Origin of the sequence: Streptomyces sp. ISL-12 (assembly GCF_018614415.1) — a bacterium.
Classification (GTDB): domain Bacteria; phylum Actinomycetota; class Actinomycetes; order Streptomycetales; family Streptomycetaceae; genus Streptomyces.
The window spans coordinates 20,422-35,477 of the sequence record NZ_JAGGOO010000038.1; the positions used below are offsets into that span (position 1 = coordinate 20,422).

Consider the following 15,056-nt stretch of genomic DNA (forward strand, 5'->3'; position numbering starts at 1 on the left):
CAATTGCTACAGCACGCTGCCGGGGTGGGGCGTAATATTTTGGGCAACCATATCGGATGACATTTGCAGTTTCATTGAGTCTGCCCAAGCGTCACCCAGCTCTTCGACCTCATCGCCAGCAACTGGACCCGGATCATGACCGAGCAACGCCCCTCCGCCTGGGCCTGGAACGCGCACACCCGGGCCGTCGCCCGCCGCGCTGGCCGCACTCCAGCCCGGCCGAGGACACCGCACTCCTCCATGACGACCTCTGCCTGAGCATCGACCGCATCGCCACCATCACCGGCACCGACCCCGCCCGGGTCACCGCGCTCCTGGCCGCCGCCCGCCGCAGCCCCGAGCCAGCCCGCCCGCCCGCATCCTGCGCCGCCTGACCGACCGCAGACCGAATCGCCTGCTGCGCAGGCTCCGGCCGGTGCGGGCCGGTGCGATCAGGAGGCAGCAGCGGCAGTCGTACGGGCTACGTTCGCTCACCTTCCAGGTGCTCCCCGTGCCGGAGCCGCCAGTCGCTTGCCGATCCTTCCCTACAGCCGGCTGGACCGCAGGCAGGCGGACACAACCGATGCTCCCCTCCGGCGCGGCCGATCCAACACGGCTCACTTCGAGGATCCGCTCCCGCCGGACAGTGACAGGCGCGTAGGGTCGAGGTGTGATCTTTCGGACACGGTGAGTGCCCATCGGCCCCGTGGCCGGGCTGTATCTGTCCCCTTCGCAGAGAGAAGATCCATGACTCCCGAGACTCCTGACGCTACCGGGCTCGATGCTGTTTCCAGCCTCCAGGTGACCGGGGCCGGCCCGGCCCGCGGCTCGCTGCGGGTGCCCGGCGACAAGAGCATCTCCCACCGGGCGGCTCTCCTGGCAGCGATCGCGCACGGCCCGACCGCGATCTCCGGCCTGTCCCGGGGGCAGGACGTGACGCACACGCTGCGGGCCATCGAGCGGTTCGGAGTGACCGTCACCGACGCCGGTGAGGGCCGGGCGCAGGTGGAGGGGCCGATTCGGCATGAGCCGGACGAGGTCCTGGACCACGGCAACGCGGGCACCGGTATCCGGCTCACCGCCGGAGTCTGTGCCGGGATCGACGGCATCTCAGTCCTCACCGGGGACCGCTACCTGCGCCGGCGGCCGATGGACCGGATCGCCGAGCCACTGCGCGCCATGGGCGCGACGGTCGACGGACGCGAAGGCGGCCGGCTGGCCCCGCTCGTGATCCGCGGCGGTGGCCTGACCGGCATCACCTACGCTCCGCCGGTGGCGTCGGCTCAGGTCAAGAGCGCTGTGCTGCTGGCCGGCCTGTCCGCCACGGGGCCGACGACGGTGGAGGAGATCCATCCGACGCGGCGGCACACCGAGGAGATGCTGCTGGAGTTCGGGGGCCGGGTGCGGGTCGACGGGAACCGGGTGACCCTCGAGCCGGGCGAGCTGACGGGCACGGACATCGCTGTGCCCGGAGACCCGTCGCAGGCGGCGTTCTGGGCGGTGGCCGCGCTGCTCGCCGACCAGGGCGAGGTGACCGTGGACAACCTCTACCCCGGCTTCGGGCGCAGCGACTTCGTGGGCGTGCTGGAGCGGATGGGCGCCGACATCGACTTCGACCTGGCCACGGGAACGCTGGTGGTGCGCGCGTCGCGGCTGCGGGCGGTCGAGCTCACCGCCGAGGACATTCCGGGGATCGTGGACGAGGTGCCGGTGCTGGCGATGGCGGCCGCCGTCGCCGACGGCATGACCGTGATCTCCGGAGCGCAGGACCTGCGGGCGAAGGAGTCGGACCGGATCGCCTCCACCGCGGCGATGCTGCGGGCGTTCGGAGTGCGGGTGACCGAGACCGAGGACGGCATGGTCATCGAGGGCACCGCCCGGCTGCGCGCGGGCCGCGTCGACAGCCACGGTGACCACCGGATCGCGATGACGGCCGCCGTCGCCGGGGCGTGCGCGGCCGAGGGGATCACCGTCATCGACGGCTGGGAGTCGGTGGCGACCAGCTACCCGGGCTTCGCCGCCGACCTGGTGCGCCTGACCGGGACGGCCGCCGCCCCAGCCGCGTGAGACACACCGCCGGAAGTCCCGCCACCTCCAGGAGGGGCGGGACTTCCGGCGCGGGCGGGGCTACCAGCTGTAGCCGTGGTGGGTGAACTCCGGGGCGTAGGCCTCCTCGACGGCCCGGCGCGCGGCGGGGCTGAGGAGGTGGCGGTAGTGGCTTCCGGGCGGCCGGAACTGGGTCTTAGCGCGGGGCAGTGTGAGCGGGGGAAGGCCCACCCGGGAGCACAGCGCGTCCAGGCCCGCCTGGAGGTGTTCGTGGCGGATGACGACGTCGACCAGGACCGAGCCCGCCGCGTCGGTGTAGAGGGGCCAGTTGAGCGCGTCGCGGAACTCGCCGGAGCCGATGAACGCCTCCAGGCCGATACGGGGCGCGCTGCGGTGGCGGTGGAAGTAGAGGGAGACGACCTTCTCGTAGGGGCTGCGTTCCAGGCACACGGTCACGTACCGGTCCCAGGTGCCGGCCCCGAGCGTGGTGCGGATCTCGTGGGCGGGCATGTGGTTGTAGTAGCGCACGCCCGGCCCTCGCCCGGGCGGTACCGGCTCGGGGCCGGGGGTATGGCCGGGGAGCAGGTGGTGCTGCGGGGGCCGGCCGCCTTCGGCCGCCCTGAGGGCTTCGTCGCGCGGTGACATCGAGGTGATGACGTCCCGCTCGCCGGCGTGGCGGGACAGGGCGATCTCCACCGAAGTGCCCGCGGTCTTCCGGGTGCGGACGAAGATCAGTCCGGCGTCGTGCAGGACAGCATGAGCGGTATCTCCCTCTTGCCGTTGGTCACAGTTCCGGGGGCAGGTGGCCGTCGCCCGGCACGGCGGCCGTGGCCAGGGCCCGCTGGTAGGGGGCGGGGGCGAGGCCGGGAGCGCTGCGGGCGGGGAGCATCGGGTCGATCAGCAACTGGCGTCCCATCAGGACCAGGTCGCAGGAGCCGTCGTCCAGCAGGCCGCGGGCCTGTTCCAGGGTGGTGATCTTGCCGACAGCCGCGGTGGGCACGCCCGTGCGGCGGCGGACCACGGCCGCGTAGGGGGCCTGCCAGCAGGGTCCGGTGGGGCGGGTCTCGGGGCGGGCGATCCCGCCGGAGGTGCAGTCGATCAGGTCGGCGCCGTCCGCGGCGAGCAGCGGCACGAGCCGCAGCGTGTCCTCAAGACGCCAGCCGCCGGGCTGGAAGTCCCGGCACGACAGACGCACGAGGAGGGGGAGGGCGTCGGGCAGGGCGGTGCGCACCGCGCGTACGGTCTGGCGCAGCATGCGGGCCCGGCCCGTGAAGTCGCCGCCGTAGGTGTCCTCGCGCCGGTTGGCGATGGGGGAGAGGAAGGAGTGCAGGAGCCGGCCGTGCCCGGCGTGGAGTTCCACGGCGCGGAATCCGGCGGCAACTGCCCGGGCGGCGGCCTGGGCGAACTGGCGGATGGTCTCCTAGATCTGCTGCGGTGTCATCGGGGCGGGGGTGCGGTAGCCGGCGGCGAAGGCGAGCGGGGAGGGAGCATGGCAGGTCCAGCCGCCGTCGGTCTCGGTGAGCGGGACGTCGGCCCGCGCGCCCCAGGGCCGGGTGCGCGAGGCCTTGCGGCCGGCGTGGGAGAGCTGGAGTGCGGGCACGGCGCCTTGGGCGGCGATCACTTCTGCGAGCCCGGCGAGCGCCGTGGCCTGGTCGTCGTTCCACAGCCCCAGATCGTCCGGGGTGGCCAGCCCTTCGGGGGCGACGGCGGTGGCCTCGACGACGACCAGGCCCATGCCGATGGAGCGGGTCTGGTAGTGCGGCAGGTGCCAGCGCGGATCGGGCAGGCTGCCCGGAGCGGCCTGGTAGGTGCTCATCGCCGGCAGGCCGAGCCGGTTGCGCAGCTCGACGTCGCGCAGCCTCAGCGGCGTGAACGGCCAGTCCATGACGGTGTCCCCTCTGTCGTCGGTGTGTCAGGTTCCGGCCGCGCGGCCAGATGTTCGGCGGCCACGGCCAGCGCATGGTCGTAGGGGTCCGGGTCGCCGTCGGGCAGCGGCTCGTAGGCGTCCCGGGTATCGAGCTCCACCAGGCGGTCCAGGAGCCGGGCCGTGCCGGGGAAGGAGCCGGCCTCCGGGAGCGGGATGCGCCAGCCCATCGCGGCGGCGATACGGGGGTCGGTGAACAGCGGTGTCTCGTGCAGGGGCCGGGACGGCAGCCCCGCGCGGACACCGGCGCCGCGCAGCGCCGCCATCACCGCCTCGGGGGAGTGGGTGGCGGGCGTACGCCAGTGCCACTTGTACAGAGCGCCCGCCGTGCGGCCGGCGGGCTGCGGCAGCGGTGCCAGCGCGGGCAGGTGCCGGGCGAGCAGCTCCTCGACGGCCGTCTGCCGTTCGTTCTTGGTCGCCAGGGTGTGCGGCAGTCGCCGCAGGTGGTCCGCGACGAGGACGGCCGCAGCCGGGCTGGCCCGCCGGGTGTGCCCGGCGCCCGTCCGGGCCAGGGCCCGCAGCCGTTCGTCGCGCACCCGGGCCAGGGCCCGGTGCTTGGGCTGGGACAGGACCAGCGCCCGCTCCCAGACGTCGCGGTGCCCGGTCGCCAGCAGCCCGGCCTTCCCGCCGGAGGCCATCTTCCAGGTGCCGCACGACCAGACCGTCACATCTCCCGCACAGCCCACCGGCCGGTCCCGCCAGGCCAGTCCATGGGCGTGGGAGCAGTCCGCCACCAGGGCCAGCTGATGCCGAGCGCAGAAACGGCGCACCGCGTCCAACGGCACGGGACGGCCCCAGGTGTGCGTGATGGTCAGCGCCGCCGTGCGCGGCGTCAGGCGGGCGGCGGCGTCGGCGAGCGATCCCGCCGGTCACGGGGTCGCTGTCGCACAGCACCGGCACCAGGCCGTGGGGAGCATCGCCGTCACCGTCGACCGGAAGGAGTGCGACGCGACGAGGACGTCGCTGCCCGCATCCAGCCCCAGCGCGGCGTACGCCGTCTCCAGCGCGGCGGTGCCCGAGTCGCACAGCATCACCAGCCGTCCCGGCGCCAGGACGTCCGCGGCCAGCTCCTCACAGGCGTCGATCAGCGGGTGACCGGGTCCGGCCGCCGCCATGTCGCCCTCCTCCAGCAGCAGCCGGACCGTCTCCGCGGCCTGCTGCGACCACCACGGCCACAGCAGCGCCTCGTCCTCCGCGAGCGCGGTCATCCTGGGGGTGCCGGGTGATGCCGGTGCCGTCGTCATCGCCATGGGCTTCTCGTCTCCTGCTCGGGCCATGCCGCCGGCCCCGGCGTGGCCCGCAGCAGCGGCCAGCTCCGCGACGCCGCGACCACCGCCCGCCACCGCTCGCCGACCGGACCCTCCACCACCTCCCGCACCGACGGCGCACGAGCGGGGCCCTGCTGCGGGGGCCTGTCCGGGGCCACAGCTATGTGCGCTGCCGAGCAGCAGTACGCGGAGCGGACGGTGCTGCCGTCAGGGGGATCCGGGGAACAAGCGCGCCCTCCGGTTCGTGACCAGGGTGCGCCACCGGTCTCGTACGGCGTCCTCGCCGTCGATCCAGCGGGCCGTCGGCGGTTCGGTGAGGGGGCGGTCGGCCATGTAGTGGGCGTAGTCGCCGCCCGCGGTGAGGGCGTTGAGGCGGGTGATGCAGGCGGTGAGCTGGTCGTCGTCGCCGGTGACGGCGTGGTAGAAGGCCAGGGCGAGTTCGAGGACGGGTTCGGCGGCGGTGACGCCGGCGAGACGGATGTCGGTGCGGAGGCGTTCGGCGCGGTCGGTGACGTCGCGGGCGGTGCCGGCATCGCGCAGGAGTTCGGCGGTTCGCACGGTGGCGGTGGTGACGCGGAGTACGAGGCCGGTCAGGTACTGGTGGGCGAGGTCGATGTCGGCGGCCGCGGCGGTGGGGTCGGTGAAGGCGAGGGTGAAGGCGCGCTGGGCCTGGCTGGTGGCGCGTTCACCGGTGATGCCGTGGTCTTCGGCTTCGGTGCGGGCGGCGGTGTAGGCGGTGGCGGCGCGGTGCATGTCGCCGTGGGGCCACCACAGGTCGCCTTCGACACGGTGGTGGCGGCCTGCCCAGCCGAGGGTCCGGGCGGCGGCGAGGGCGGTGGGGAAGTCGCCGGCGAGGCGGGCGAGGTGGGCCAGGCCGCGGCGGGCGGCGGGGGCGAGCCGGCCGCCGCGGTCGGCGACGTACTGCATCCCTCGGCGTGAGTGGTCCGGTCGGCCGAGGTCGCGTTCGGCCTTGGCCCGGTAGTAGACGGCCATCTCGGTCAGCTCGGGCGGCAGCAGGCGGGTGTCGAGGACGGCGGTGAGCCGGTCGACGGTGCGGGCGCGGTGTTCGTGCTGGCGGCGGGCGAGGGTGTGCAGGAGTTCGGTGAGCGCGTTGGCCGGGGTGGCCAGGCCTGGCAGGTCGGTGCCGGCGTCGGGCGGGGCGATGGGTTCCCACACGGAGTCGCCGACGTAGGCCCAGGCCGCCTCGGTGAGCCAGTCCAGGTCCAGGTGATGGTCGCGGGCCAGGCGCAGGCCCTGGCGCAGGCAGGCGACGAGCAGCAGCCGGCCCGGGGCCGTGGTGTTGCGCCACTGGTCGCCGAGGGCGGTGTGGGCGCGGTGGGCGGCCTGCTGCCAGTCGGCCTCGCTCCAGCGGTCGTCGGTGGTGTCGTCGGCGTTGCGGACGGCGGAGCGGAGAGCGTGCAGGTGGTAGGGCCACAGCCCGAAGGGGTTCTCGCGGACGAGGGGGCGTTCGGCGAGCCGCTGGGCGGGGGCCTGGTGAGTGAGGCCGGCGGTACGCGTGGCCAGCGCGATGTCGAAGGCGTCCAGCAGGCTCACCGAGCGCAGGACGTAGCGTTCGTCGGCGGTCAGGTCGGTGAGGGTGCGGGCGACCAGAGCGGGGAAGTCGTGGTCGAAGTCGGCCGGCTCGGGCGTGCGGCCGGTGCGGCGCAGTTTGAGGAAGCGGGCCACGGACAGGTCGAGGTAGAGGTGCAGTCCGTACGCAGCCGCCGCGGTAGTGCAGGACGGCCTGGAAGAGATCGGCCACCCGCGTCTTGCCCGCGCCGGGCTGCCCGGCCACGAACAGCACGACCGGCCTCTTCTGCGGGACGGAGTTCTTCGTCGCCTCCGGGATGATCACCTGGTGCAGCGCGGCGAGGCGTTCCTGCGCGGACAGCACGGAGCCACCGGTGTTGCCTTCTGCCACCGTTACTTGCCCTTGGCGATCTGGTCGACACGGCCGACGGACAGCCCGAGCAACTCGGCGACCTTGGCCAGAGTGAGGCTCTGGCGTAACTCCAGCACGGCCTGCTGCCGGACGGCCTTGGTCCGGGTGAGCGGCTCGGCAATCGCCTCGGTCAAAGCAGCCTGCAGAGCGCGGGCGGTTCTGTCACGGGCCACTGGGTCCTCGAGGGCCAAGATGTCGGCGAGGGCCTTCTCGAACGCCGGCTGGAGCTGCCCGCGGATCTGTTCGCGGATGGGTGCGCGGGACTCTCCCACGCCGTTATGCGGTCTGTCAGCCTGCCGCTCCGCTCCAGCTTGTTCACCTCCGCCCAGCAGGCTCTCCAGACCCGGCCCGTACGCTGCCCGAATCTCGTTGCGGTGCTGCTGAATACCGAGCCCAGCCGGCGCCGCTCGGTCCGGTGCTCTGGAGGCCGAGCGCTTTCTGGAGCCGGTGGCAGGCCTGGGTGATGCGCTGCGGGGTGTCGTGGGGTGCGTCTGGTTCGGGCAGGGTGCGCAGGACGGTGAGGTGGTGTCCGGTGCGGGTGAGGTCGGCACGGGCGGTGAGCCGGTCGTCGGTGAGGAGTGGGCAGACGTAGTAGCCGTAGATGCGGCGGTGGGCGGGTTTGTAGGCCTCCAGGATGTGGGTGAATCCGAACAGGCGGCGGGTGCGGGGGCGGTTCCAGATCAGGTTGTCGAAGGGGCCCAGAAGGAGTGCCTGCCCGGGGGCGGGGTGGGGCGGGTGGAGGGCGTCGGGGTGGACCCAGGTGGGTTCGGTCCAGCCGGGGACCGTTGCGGGCAGCAGCAGGGTCTGGGGCAGGAGCCGGGCTGCGTGCCGGGCGGGGATGCGGAGGTAGTCGGCGAGGTCTGTGGCTGTGGCGGCGCCCAGGGCGCGTCCGGCGTGGCCGAGGAGATCGGTCAGGCATGCGTCGTCGGTGAGGGCGTCGGTGTGCAGGTGGGCGGGCAGGTGGCGTTCAGGGAGGTCGAAGAGGCGCTGCCAGCCGGTCGTACGGCGCACGCAGATGAGGTCTCCTGCCCACAGCATGAACTCCACGGCCTGTTTGACCGGTCCCCAGGTCCAGCCGGCGGATGCCGGGGCATTGGGCGGGCGCAGGCCGCGGAGGGGCAGTGGACCGTGTTCGCCGAGGAGGGCGAGGATCCTGCGGCGTTCGGCGGGCGGCGGGTATTCGGGGCGCCGGCGGGCGGCGCGTCGGCGGAACGCCCACAGGGGCCAGTCGCCGAGGGGGACCAGAGCGTGGGCGTGGGCGGGGTATTCGAAGGTGAGGGGCTGGGGGCCGTCCTGCAGGAGGGTGTCCACCTGCGGGGCCGTGAGGTGGGGGAGGCGGGCGGTGAGGGTGAGTTGGTGGGCCCGGGCCAGGGTGGTGATCGAGTCGAGCTGGATGATCCGCAGCCGTTCCAGCAGGCTGTCCAGGCTGTCCGCGCCGGGGTCGAGGAGCGTCGCGGCGATGGCGATACGCCGTGCTTCGCCGGGGGAGAGGCACACCGGCGCTGTCATGAGCCGGCTGGTACTTCACGGCCGGGGCCGGGCTGAGGGGTGTCGTTGGGGGCTTTCTCAGGGGGTGGTGGGGGTGAGGGCAGGAGGAGGGCGGTCAGGATGCCGCAGGCGGCGCATGCCGACAGGACGGTGAGGGCGGTGTGGAAGTGCTGGCCGGCGGTGAGGGCGCCGATGGCGATGGCGGTGATGCCGTTGGAGATGTCGGTGCTGGCACCGACCCAGGTGTTGGCCTCGGTGCGTACGTCGTCGGTGGCGGTGGCGTCCAGGAGGAGGAAGGCGGTGATGAACAGCGGGGTGACGAACAGGCCGGACAGCAGGAGCAGTGCGGCCAGCAGCAGGGGCGGGCGGGCGAACAGCAGGAAGCAGCCGGGCAGGGCGAAGCCCGCGGTCAGCAGCCGGTAGAGGGTCCAGGGCGGAAGGCGGCGGGTGGGCAGGGCCGCGTAGAGGAGGCCGCCGAGCACGCCGCCGGCTGAGATTGCGGCGAGCAGGGGGCCGATCTGTGCGGTGGCGTGGTGGGCCTGGCTGTAGGCGGGCACGTAGATGCCTGTGCCGCCGAACAGGCAGCCCATGACGAGCAGCGGCAGCATGATCATAAGGATGCGGGGCTGGGCCAGAGGGCCGAGCCACCGGTGCGCGCGCCGTGCCGCCCGGCTGCGTTCGGCAGGTGCGGGAGGCCGGGTGTGGGCCAGGCCCCAGTGCCGGGCTGCGGCGAGGTACAGGGCCATGGTCAGCAGGTAGCAGGCGGCGGCCGTCTGGTAGGCGGTGACCTCGTCGAGGAGGGTCACGGCGGTGCCCGCGGCCAGCGGGGCGGCGACGAAGCCGGCTTCCTCCAGCACACTGTCGGCCGTGTGCACTGCTTTGAGGTGCGTCGGGGCGACGAGACGGCGCCAGGAGGAGCGCAGGGCCGCGTTGAGGGGCGGCCCGCTCATGCTCGCGGTGATGACCAGGAGCAAGGTGGTCCACCAGGGCCACCGGGCGGTGACGCTGACGGCGGCCACCGTTGTCAGCGTCATGGCCACGACGGCCATGACGGGCAGGGCGTTCCGGTGCCCGTAGCGGTCCAGGAGCCGGCCCCGCAGCGGGACCAGGAAGGCCAGTACGAGGGTGTGGCTGCCGCCGACGAGTGCGGCTCGGGCGTAGCCGTAGCGGTCGGCGAGCGCGAGCAGCAGCGTGATCGGCAGGACGGCGGCGACGGTGCGGGCCGCGAACGCCAGAGCCAGCAGAGGAGCGGCCGGCGGCCGCAGGAGGAGGGCCGGTGTGCCGCCGGGCCGGAGCCGAGGCGCGCTCATGACGCCGGGCAGGGGGTGGTGGCGGCGTTGGCGCGCAGGGTGTCGGGATGCAGCAGGACGAGCCGGGCGACCGGCTGACCGCGGCGCACCTCAAGGGGCCGGGTGGGCCGGACGGCGATGCTGATACCTCCGCCGGCGGTCATGGCGTTGACGGTTTTCGCGCCCAGGATGCCGACCGGGACGTCCAGCCCTTCCAGCGGGGGGTCCAGCGGCAGCACCATCAGGAAGTAGGGTTCGGCGCACGTCACGGCGATGCCGAGGCGCCACTCGGCGCTGCCCTGCCCGTTGGGCAGGAACATCGCCTCCCACGTGCCGTCGGCGTTGCGGAAGTCGTACAGCCGCAGCCAGTGGCCGTCGGCCACCGAGATCCAGTCGGTCCCGCGGCGCCACATCTGGCCGCCTCCGGCCCGCAGGCTCACCGCCCGCGCATCCTCCCCGTCCGGAACGCCGACGTCGGTGTCGGTGAGCGGAGTCATGGTGCAGCTGACCGGGGAACGCACCGTCCATCCCAGCGTGCGGCCCAAGGCCCAGGGCGGGCAGTCCTCAGGCAGACGGGTGATGCGGACATGCCGGAACTCCGCTGTGTACAGGTCGCGTTCGGCCCGGGCTGCTGCCCGGTCGACGCGTGGCTTGTCGGGCAGCAGCGACCACGGATACAGCGCGGTGAACTCGATCTCGGCCAAAACGGCAGTGTGCTTCCTGTGCGTCGGACCAGCGGTCGGTGAGAACGGCGCGTTCCCGCGCGGGCACCGCGCGGGAACGCGCTCATGGGGGGGGTCAGGCGCGGATGCGGTCCGCGCGGCGCGTGCGTTCGTCTTCCGGCAGCGTGTCCAGGTCGAACATGGTCACCGAGCAGGGTCCGTAGCCGACGACGATGGGCTCGCAGTCGAAGACGTCCTCGTCGCGGTCCAGTGGTGCCGAGGACAGGTCGATCACGGTGAGGGTGTTGGGCTCGTAGTCCAGTTCCGGCGCGAGGCCCAGGACCGTGGCCCGGGAGAAGTTGGTGACGTAGGCGGTCTCGTCACTGGCGTCGACGACCAGACCGCGCGGCCCGGCGCCCACCGGGATGTGCCGGGTGACCTCCAGCGTCTGCACATCGATGACGTAGACGCGGCTGACGGTCTCCACCGTCAGCAGCGCGTGCCGTCCGTCGGGGCTGAACTGGACCGCACGGCCGCCGATGAACCCGATGTCGACGTTGGTGACCTCGTCGGTGGCGGTGTCGATCACGGTCACGTACGGCGCCTGGGTGTTGGCGACGAACACGCGCCGGCCTGACGGGTCGATGGCCAGGCTGTAGGGGTGGGCGTACCGGTCCACCGGGATCTGCGCGACCTCGGTGACCCCGGCGGGGTCCTCGTCGTCCACCAGAGACGACAGGTCGAGCTTGCTGACGTACCCCGCACCCCACACGCACACGTACGCCGTACGGCCGTCGGCGGTGATCCCCATGTGCCGCGGGTCCCGGCCCACCGGCACCTGACGCAGTTCGGTGTTCAGCTCCAGGTCCACGATGCTGACGGTGTCGCTGCCCGAGTTCGACACCAGCAGGTAGCGGTCCCCGGGCAGCAGCCCCTGGCCCCGCGGCCCGTGTCCGACCTCGATCCGCCGCACCTCCTCCAACGCCACCGCGTCGATCTCCGACACGGTGTTCTGCGAGGTGTTGCACACGAACCCGCGCCCGTCCGCGGTGAACTTCACCCCGCCCCGCGGGGCGTTGCCGACCCGGATCTGCTCGATCCGCCGGTGCTCGCCCGGCCCGGTCTTCGCCACCACCGAGATCGTCCCGTCGTCGGTGTCGGTGGTGAAGAACTGCACGTTACGCGCCATGACTGGCTCCCTTTTTCGATTCCTCGGGTTACTCGCTGTCCTTGTTCTCCGGCCGCCAGGCGGGTTGTTCAGCCGGACCGTGCCATGTAGTTCAGATTCCAGGAGAGGGAGATACGCACCCCGTCGTCCTGGAATGCGGGTACCGCATGCCGCAGCCAGCCAGGAATCAGCACCAGGTCGCCCGGCGTACACGTCAGACGGACCCTCTGGTCTTCCCCGGCCAGCGAAATACCCGCGTCGAAGTAGTCGACAAAGGGCCGCGGATCCAGCAGATCGAGCTCGCAGGGCCCCGGCGCGGCCACGTAGTAGATCGCCGACCAGGCCGTATTGGGGTGGAAGTGCGGCTCGTGCCGGTCCCCGCTGTGGTACACGCTCGCCCAGCTCCGGCTCGCCACGACGCCCACCACCGGCGCCTTCCCGCTGCCGCTCTCACCCTCTCGGGACCGCAGGTACGCCTCCGCCAGCGGCACCCCGGCCAGCTTCTCGACCAGCTGGGCGGCCATCCGGCCCACCCACCGGGTCAGTTCCACCAGCCCCGGATCACCCCACGACGCCAGATCCCCCGCCGACTCCCTCTTGTACCCGAAATCCTTTCCCCCGGATTTCACCCGGGACATGACCAGATCCTTCAGCCGCCCGTTGAGTTCACCGGCCTTCGGATAAGAAAGACACGCCACGGGGGTAGGAAAAGCCTGAATCATGCGCGCTTTCACGGGAGCACTGGAGTGTTCAGTGAGAGAAATCCCTGAAGAATCCGGCATGAACCGTCCTGACGATTTCCGGAGACACTGGTTGGACTGTGCAAGAAGTCTCCGGCCCGGCGATGTCTCTACGCAAGGAGTAACTGCCGGAAGATGAAGCGGCGCACAGAGGGCGCACTTCGGAAAAACCATTCTCCTTGCCCTAAAGAATTACCCGCAGCGAGAAAACCGTCTCTGTGTTCGCCCGTGCATGACATGCAGCGCCAGGCGTCCGCGTTCACCCGCATCACCCGTCCCAGCTCCCCGCACCCACCCCACAATGGAGTGAAAACGGCGCACGGCCACGGTGCGCCCGATACCTCCCCGGCAGCCGGACAGCACTGCTCACACCACCCGCCCCCTCAGCACTTCCCGAGCAGGGCCGGTAGAGCCCGGTCCTTCGCCTGCCAGCGCGCCGGTACAGTTCCCTGCCAGCCTTCACCCGCGAATGAGGAACCCCCATCCATGCCCCCTACCTCGCCCACAGCCGCCGACGGGCCGGCAGGAGCCCCTCACGGTGGCCTGCACCACGTCGAGATCTGGGTCCCCGACCTCCAGCGGGCCATCGAAGACTGGGCCTGGCTCCTCGAAGCCCTCGGCTACACCCTCCACCAGAGCTGGGCCGCAGGCCGAAGCTGGCGCCACGCGACCACCTACCTCGTCTTCGAACAGTCCCCCGCCCTCACCCACCCCCGCCACGACCGCTGCGCACCCGGACTGAACCACCTCGCCTTCCACGTCGCCACCCGCACCGACGTGGACGCCCTTACCGACAAGGCGACCTCCGGCGCAGGCTGGACCCTGCTGTTCCCCGAACGACACCCCCACGCCGGCGGCCCCCAGCAGTACGCCGCCTACCTCGAGAACCGCGACGGCTTTGAAATCGAACTCATCGCCACAGCACCGTAAGCGGGGATGGACGGCCACGGCCGCGGCGGCGCCAGCACCATTCGCACGGAAACCCAAGCGGTCCGACCTGTCGCCGGTCGCACGTGATTGCGAGTGGTGACTGCATGAGGTCATCCTGTGTCTTGGTGCTGGTTAGGGTAGAGGCATTCCCAGTGCGTAGGGCTCTGGCCTCTGCCGGACCCCGTCGAAGGCGGAGGATCAGGATGCGGGCGCACCTTCGGCTCGGGGAGCTCGATGATGCGGTCGGCGGCCGACTTCGACGTCCCTAACAGCGGTGCCAGTTGGCGCAGCGTCAGGTTGGTCCGCCAGTAGACGGCGACCAGCAGCGCACGGTCTTCCAGCGGCAGGCTCCACGGCCAGCCCTTGCGAACCGGGTCCGCACCCTCGCGCCGCAGCACGGTGATCAGCTTCCCGAGCTGACGCTAGCTCAGCCCGGCGAACGGGGCTATCCAGGACGGCTCCGACGCTGTGATCACACCAGCCACAGGGAGAACATTTCAGTTGCCGTCGCCCTTCCCTCAGGCCGACCCTGTGGGCTCGGTCAACGAGGAGGACACGTGGGGCTCGTTCTGTTCCCAGGAGACGGCGACACCAGCAGCCCGGACGTGTCCTGGTCCTACACACGCTTTGGAGTGTTCCGGCGGTGGCTGGCGCAGGCCGAGGGCTTCGAACTAAACGAGATGGACGGCTTCGGCGGACAGCGCTCCTGGAGAGACGTCTCCACCACCCTGGCACCACTCCTCAATCATCCCGACGACGACGGCCCGGACCTCACGCCGGTCCAGTGCGCGGCGATCCTGCCCCGCCTGCAGGAGATCGCCGACCAACCTCAAGAGGGAAGCATCGACCCGCTCCTCCAGCGGCACCTCGACGACGCCCGCCAGTTCGTGGTCGTCCTGCAACTCTGCATCGAGAAGGACGTCGACCTCCTCTTCGGCTAACGTCGACCGGCGCCAACGGCCCACTTTGACCAGCAGTTACGGGACAACTCTTTGGGACGGACCGGACACAGCGGTGTGGCGGCAGTCTGGAGAGAAGCGGGACCGCGACCAGAGGCCGGTCAAGCCCCAGGCCAGTCCCGCCTCAGCAACTGGCTGCCCACGACTCCGCCCCTTCCGCCGGATACGGTGAAGGGCGGTGTCGTCGACCGGAAGCCCGTGTCTCAGGCCGGGTCGGTCTGAAGAGTGACGAGCGGGGACCGCCGACCTTCTTCCACCGGGCACGGCTGCGCCCAGTCGGCTTCGGTGTCGGCGGGGATGACCACGCCGACGGGTGCTGTGGTGTAGAGCGCGACATCGGGGGTTCCGGTCCAGATGGTACCGAAGGGGACCTCGATCGACTTTCTGTTTAGAGGAAGGAATTCTCTTGGACGTAGAACCATGGACGTTGGTCCACCAGGCGGTCGAAAATTGCGACTATGAGGAACTGTCCGTGCTCCTTGACGCTGGAGCGGATCCAAACGAGAAATGTTTTGAGATTACTCTACTGGGTCACGCGATCGAAGTTGAAGGGGATTCGGTGTTGCAGTCTGGATGCCGGTTGCATGGTGCGCTGACTGCAATCGTTCTGGCTTATGGAGCCGACCCAAACCTAGAGTCATATGGCGGTCAAACGCCCATA

General features: G+C 71.4%; 12 protein-coding genes and 4 pseudogenes. 4 read left to right on the forward strand and 12 right to left on the reverse strand.

Translation table 11 applies throughout. From position 1 onward, the window contains the following. Nucleotides 1–726 precede the first annotated feature (726 nt). On the forward strand, nt 727–2,046 hold the full coding sequence (gene aroA, locus J7I94_RS11125; protein WP_215166852.1) for a 3-phosphoshikimate 1-carboxyvinyltransferase: 1,320 nt from the start codon (nt 727–729) through the stop codon (nt 2,044–2,046). Between the two features lie 60 nt (nt 2,047–2,106). On the opposite strand, the gene J7I94_RS11130 is transcribed toward aroA, so the two are convergent. The 11 genes and pseudogenes from J7I94_RS11130 to J7I94_RS11185 all read right to left on the reverse strand — a co-directional run bounded on the left by J7I94_RS11130 (nt 2,107) and on the right by J7I94_RS11185 (nt 12,500). Beyond that, nucleotides 2,107–2,721 (reverse strand): hypothetical protein, encoded by a 615-nt coding sequence (locus J7I94_RS11130; RefSeq protein WP_215166853.1) that lies wholly within the window; start codon nt 2,719–2,721, stop codon nt 2,107–2,109. A gap of 88 nt (nt 2,722–2,809) precedes the next feature. Further along, nucleotides 2,810–3,910 (reverse strand): annotated as a pseudogene (locus tag J7I94_RS38265) (NADH:flavin oxidoreductase/NADH oxidase). After that, nucleotides 3,886–5,226: pseudogene (locus J7I94_RS11145) on the reverse strand (DegT/DnrJ/EryC1/StrS family aminotransferase). The pseudogenes J7I94_RS38265 and J7I94_RS11145 overlap by 25 nt, the downstream one beginning before the upstream one ends. A gap of 198 nt (nt 5,227–5,424) precedes the next feature. Next, entirely contained in the window at nt 5,425–6,903 is a 1,479-nt protein-coding gene (locus tag J7I94_RS11155) for a hypothetical protein (RefSeq protein WP_308114543.1), read from the reverse strand. An 82-nt stretch (nt 6,904–6,985) separates the two neighbouring features. After that, nucleotides 6,986–7,138, reverse strand: a pseudogene (locus J7I94_RS39325) (zeta toxin family protein); the annotation flags it as partial. Nucleotides 7,139–7,140: 2 nt separating this feature from the next. After that, nucleotides 7,141–7,293 (reverse strand): sigma factor-like helix-turn-helix DNA-binding protein, encoded by a 153-nt coding sequence (locus tag J7I94_RS11160; RefSeq protein ID WP_215166857.1) that lies wholly within the window; start codon nt 7,291–7,293, stop codon nt 7,141–7,143. 181 nt (nt 7,294–7,474) lie between these two features. Further along, nucleotides 7,475–8,668, reverse strand: coding sequence for a DNA glycosylase AlkZ-like family protein (locus tag J7I94_RS11165; RefSeq protein ID WP_215166858.1), 1,194 nt, complete (start codon nt 8,666–8,668; stop codon nt 7,475–7,477). After that, nucleotides 8,665–9,957 (reverse strand): MFS transporter, encoded by a 1,293-nt coding sequence (locus J7I94_RS11170; RefSeq protein WP_215166859.1) that lies wholly within the window; start codon nt 9,955–9,957, stop codon nt 8,665–8,667. Before J7I94_RS11170 ends, J7I94_RS11165 begins: the two co-directional genes overlap by 4 nt. Next, nucleotides 9,954–10,640, reverse strand: a complete 687-nt coding sequence (locus J7I94_RS11175) for a hypothetical protein (RefSeq protein ID WP_215166860.1) — start codon at nt 10,638–10,640, stop codon at nt 9,954–9,956. Before J7I94_RS11175 ends, J7I94_RS11170 begins: the two co-directional genes overlap by 4 nt. Nucleotides 10,641–10,734: 94 nt before the next feature. Beyond that, the gene (locus tag J7I94_RS11180) at nt 10,735–11,787 is read right to left on the reverse strand and encodes a beta-propeller fold lactonase family protein (protein ID WP_215166861.1); all 1,053 of its coding nucleotides are present in this window, start codon (nt 11,785–11,787) and stop codon (nt 10,735–10,737) included. A 68-nt stretch (nt 11,788–11,855) separates the two neighbouring features. Next, the gene (locus J7I94_RS11185; protein WP_308114544.1) at nt 11,856–12,500 is read right to left on the reverse strand and encodes a putative 2OG-Fe(II) oxygenase; all 645 of its coding nucleotides are present in this window, start codon (nt 12,498–12,500) and stop codon (nt 11,856–11,858) included. Between the two features lie 492 nt (nt 12,501–12,992). On the opposite strand from J7I94_RS11185, the gene J7I94_RS11190 reads away from it, so the two are divergent. After that, a complete protein-coding gene (locus tag J7I94_RS11190; protein ID WP_215166862.1) occupies nt 12,993–13,436 on the forward strand; it encodes a VOC family protein in 444 nt (147 codons plus the stop codon). Between the two features lie 200 nt (nt 13,437–13,636). Here the strand turns inward: J7I94_RS11190 and J7I94_RS11195 are convergent. Next, nucleotides 13,637–13,921: pseudogene (locus J7I94_RS11195) on the reverse strand (transposase family protein); the annotation flags it as partial. Between the two features lie 72 nt (nt 13,922–13,993). Between J7I94_RS11195 and J7I94_RS11200 the strand changes: the two are divergent. Continuing rightward, nucleotides 13,994–14,377, forward strand: coding sequence for a hypothetical protein (locus J7I94_RS11200; protein WP_215166863.1), 384 nt, complete (start codon nt 13,994–13,996; stop codon nt 14,375–14,377). Nucleotides 14,378–14,801: 424 nt separating this feature from the next. Then, on the forward strand, nt 14,802–15,056 hold a 255-nt coding region (locus tag J7I94_RS11205), incomplete at its 3' end, for an ankyrin repeat domain-containing protein (RefSeq protein ID WP_215166864.1).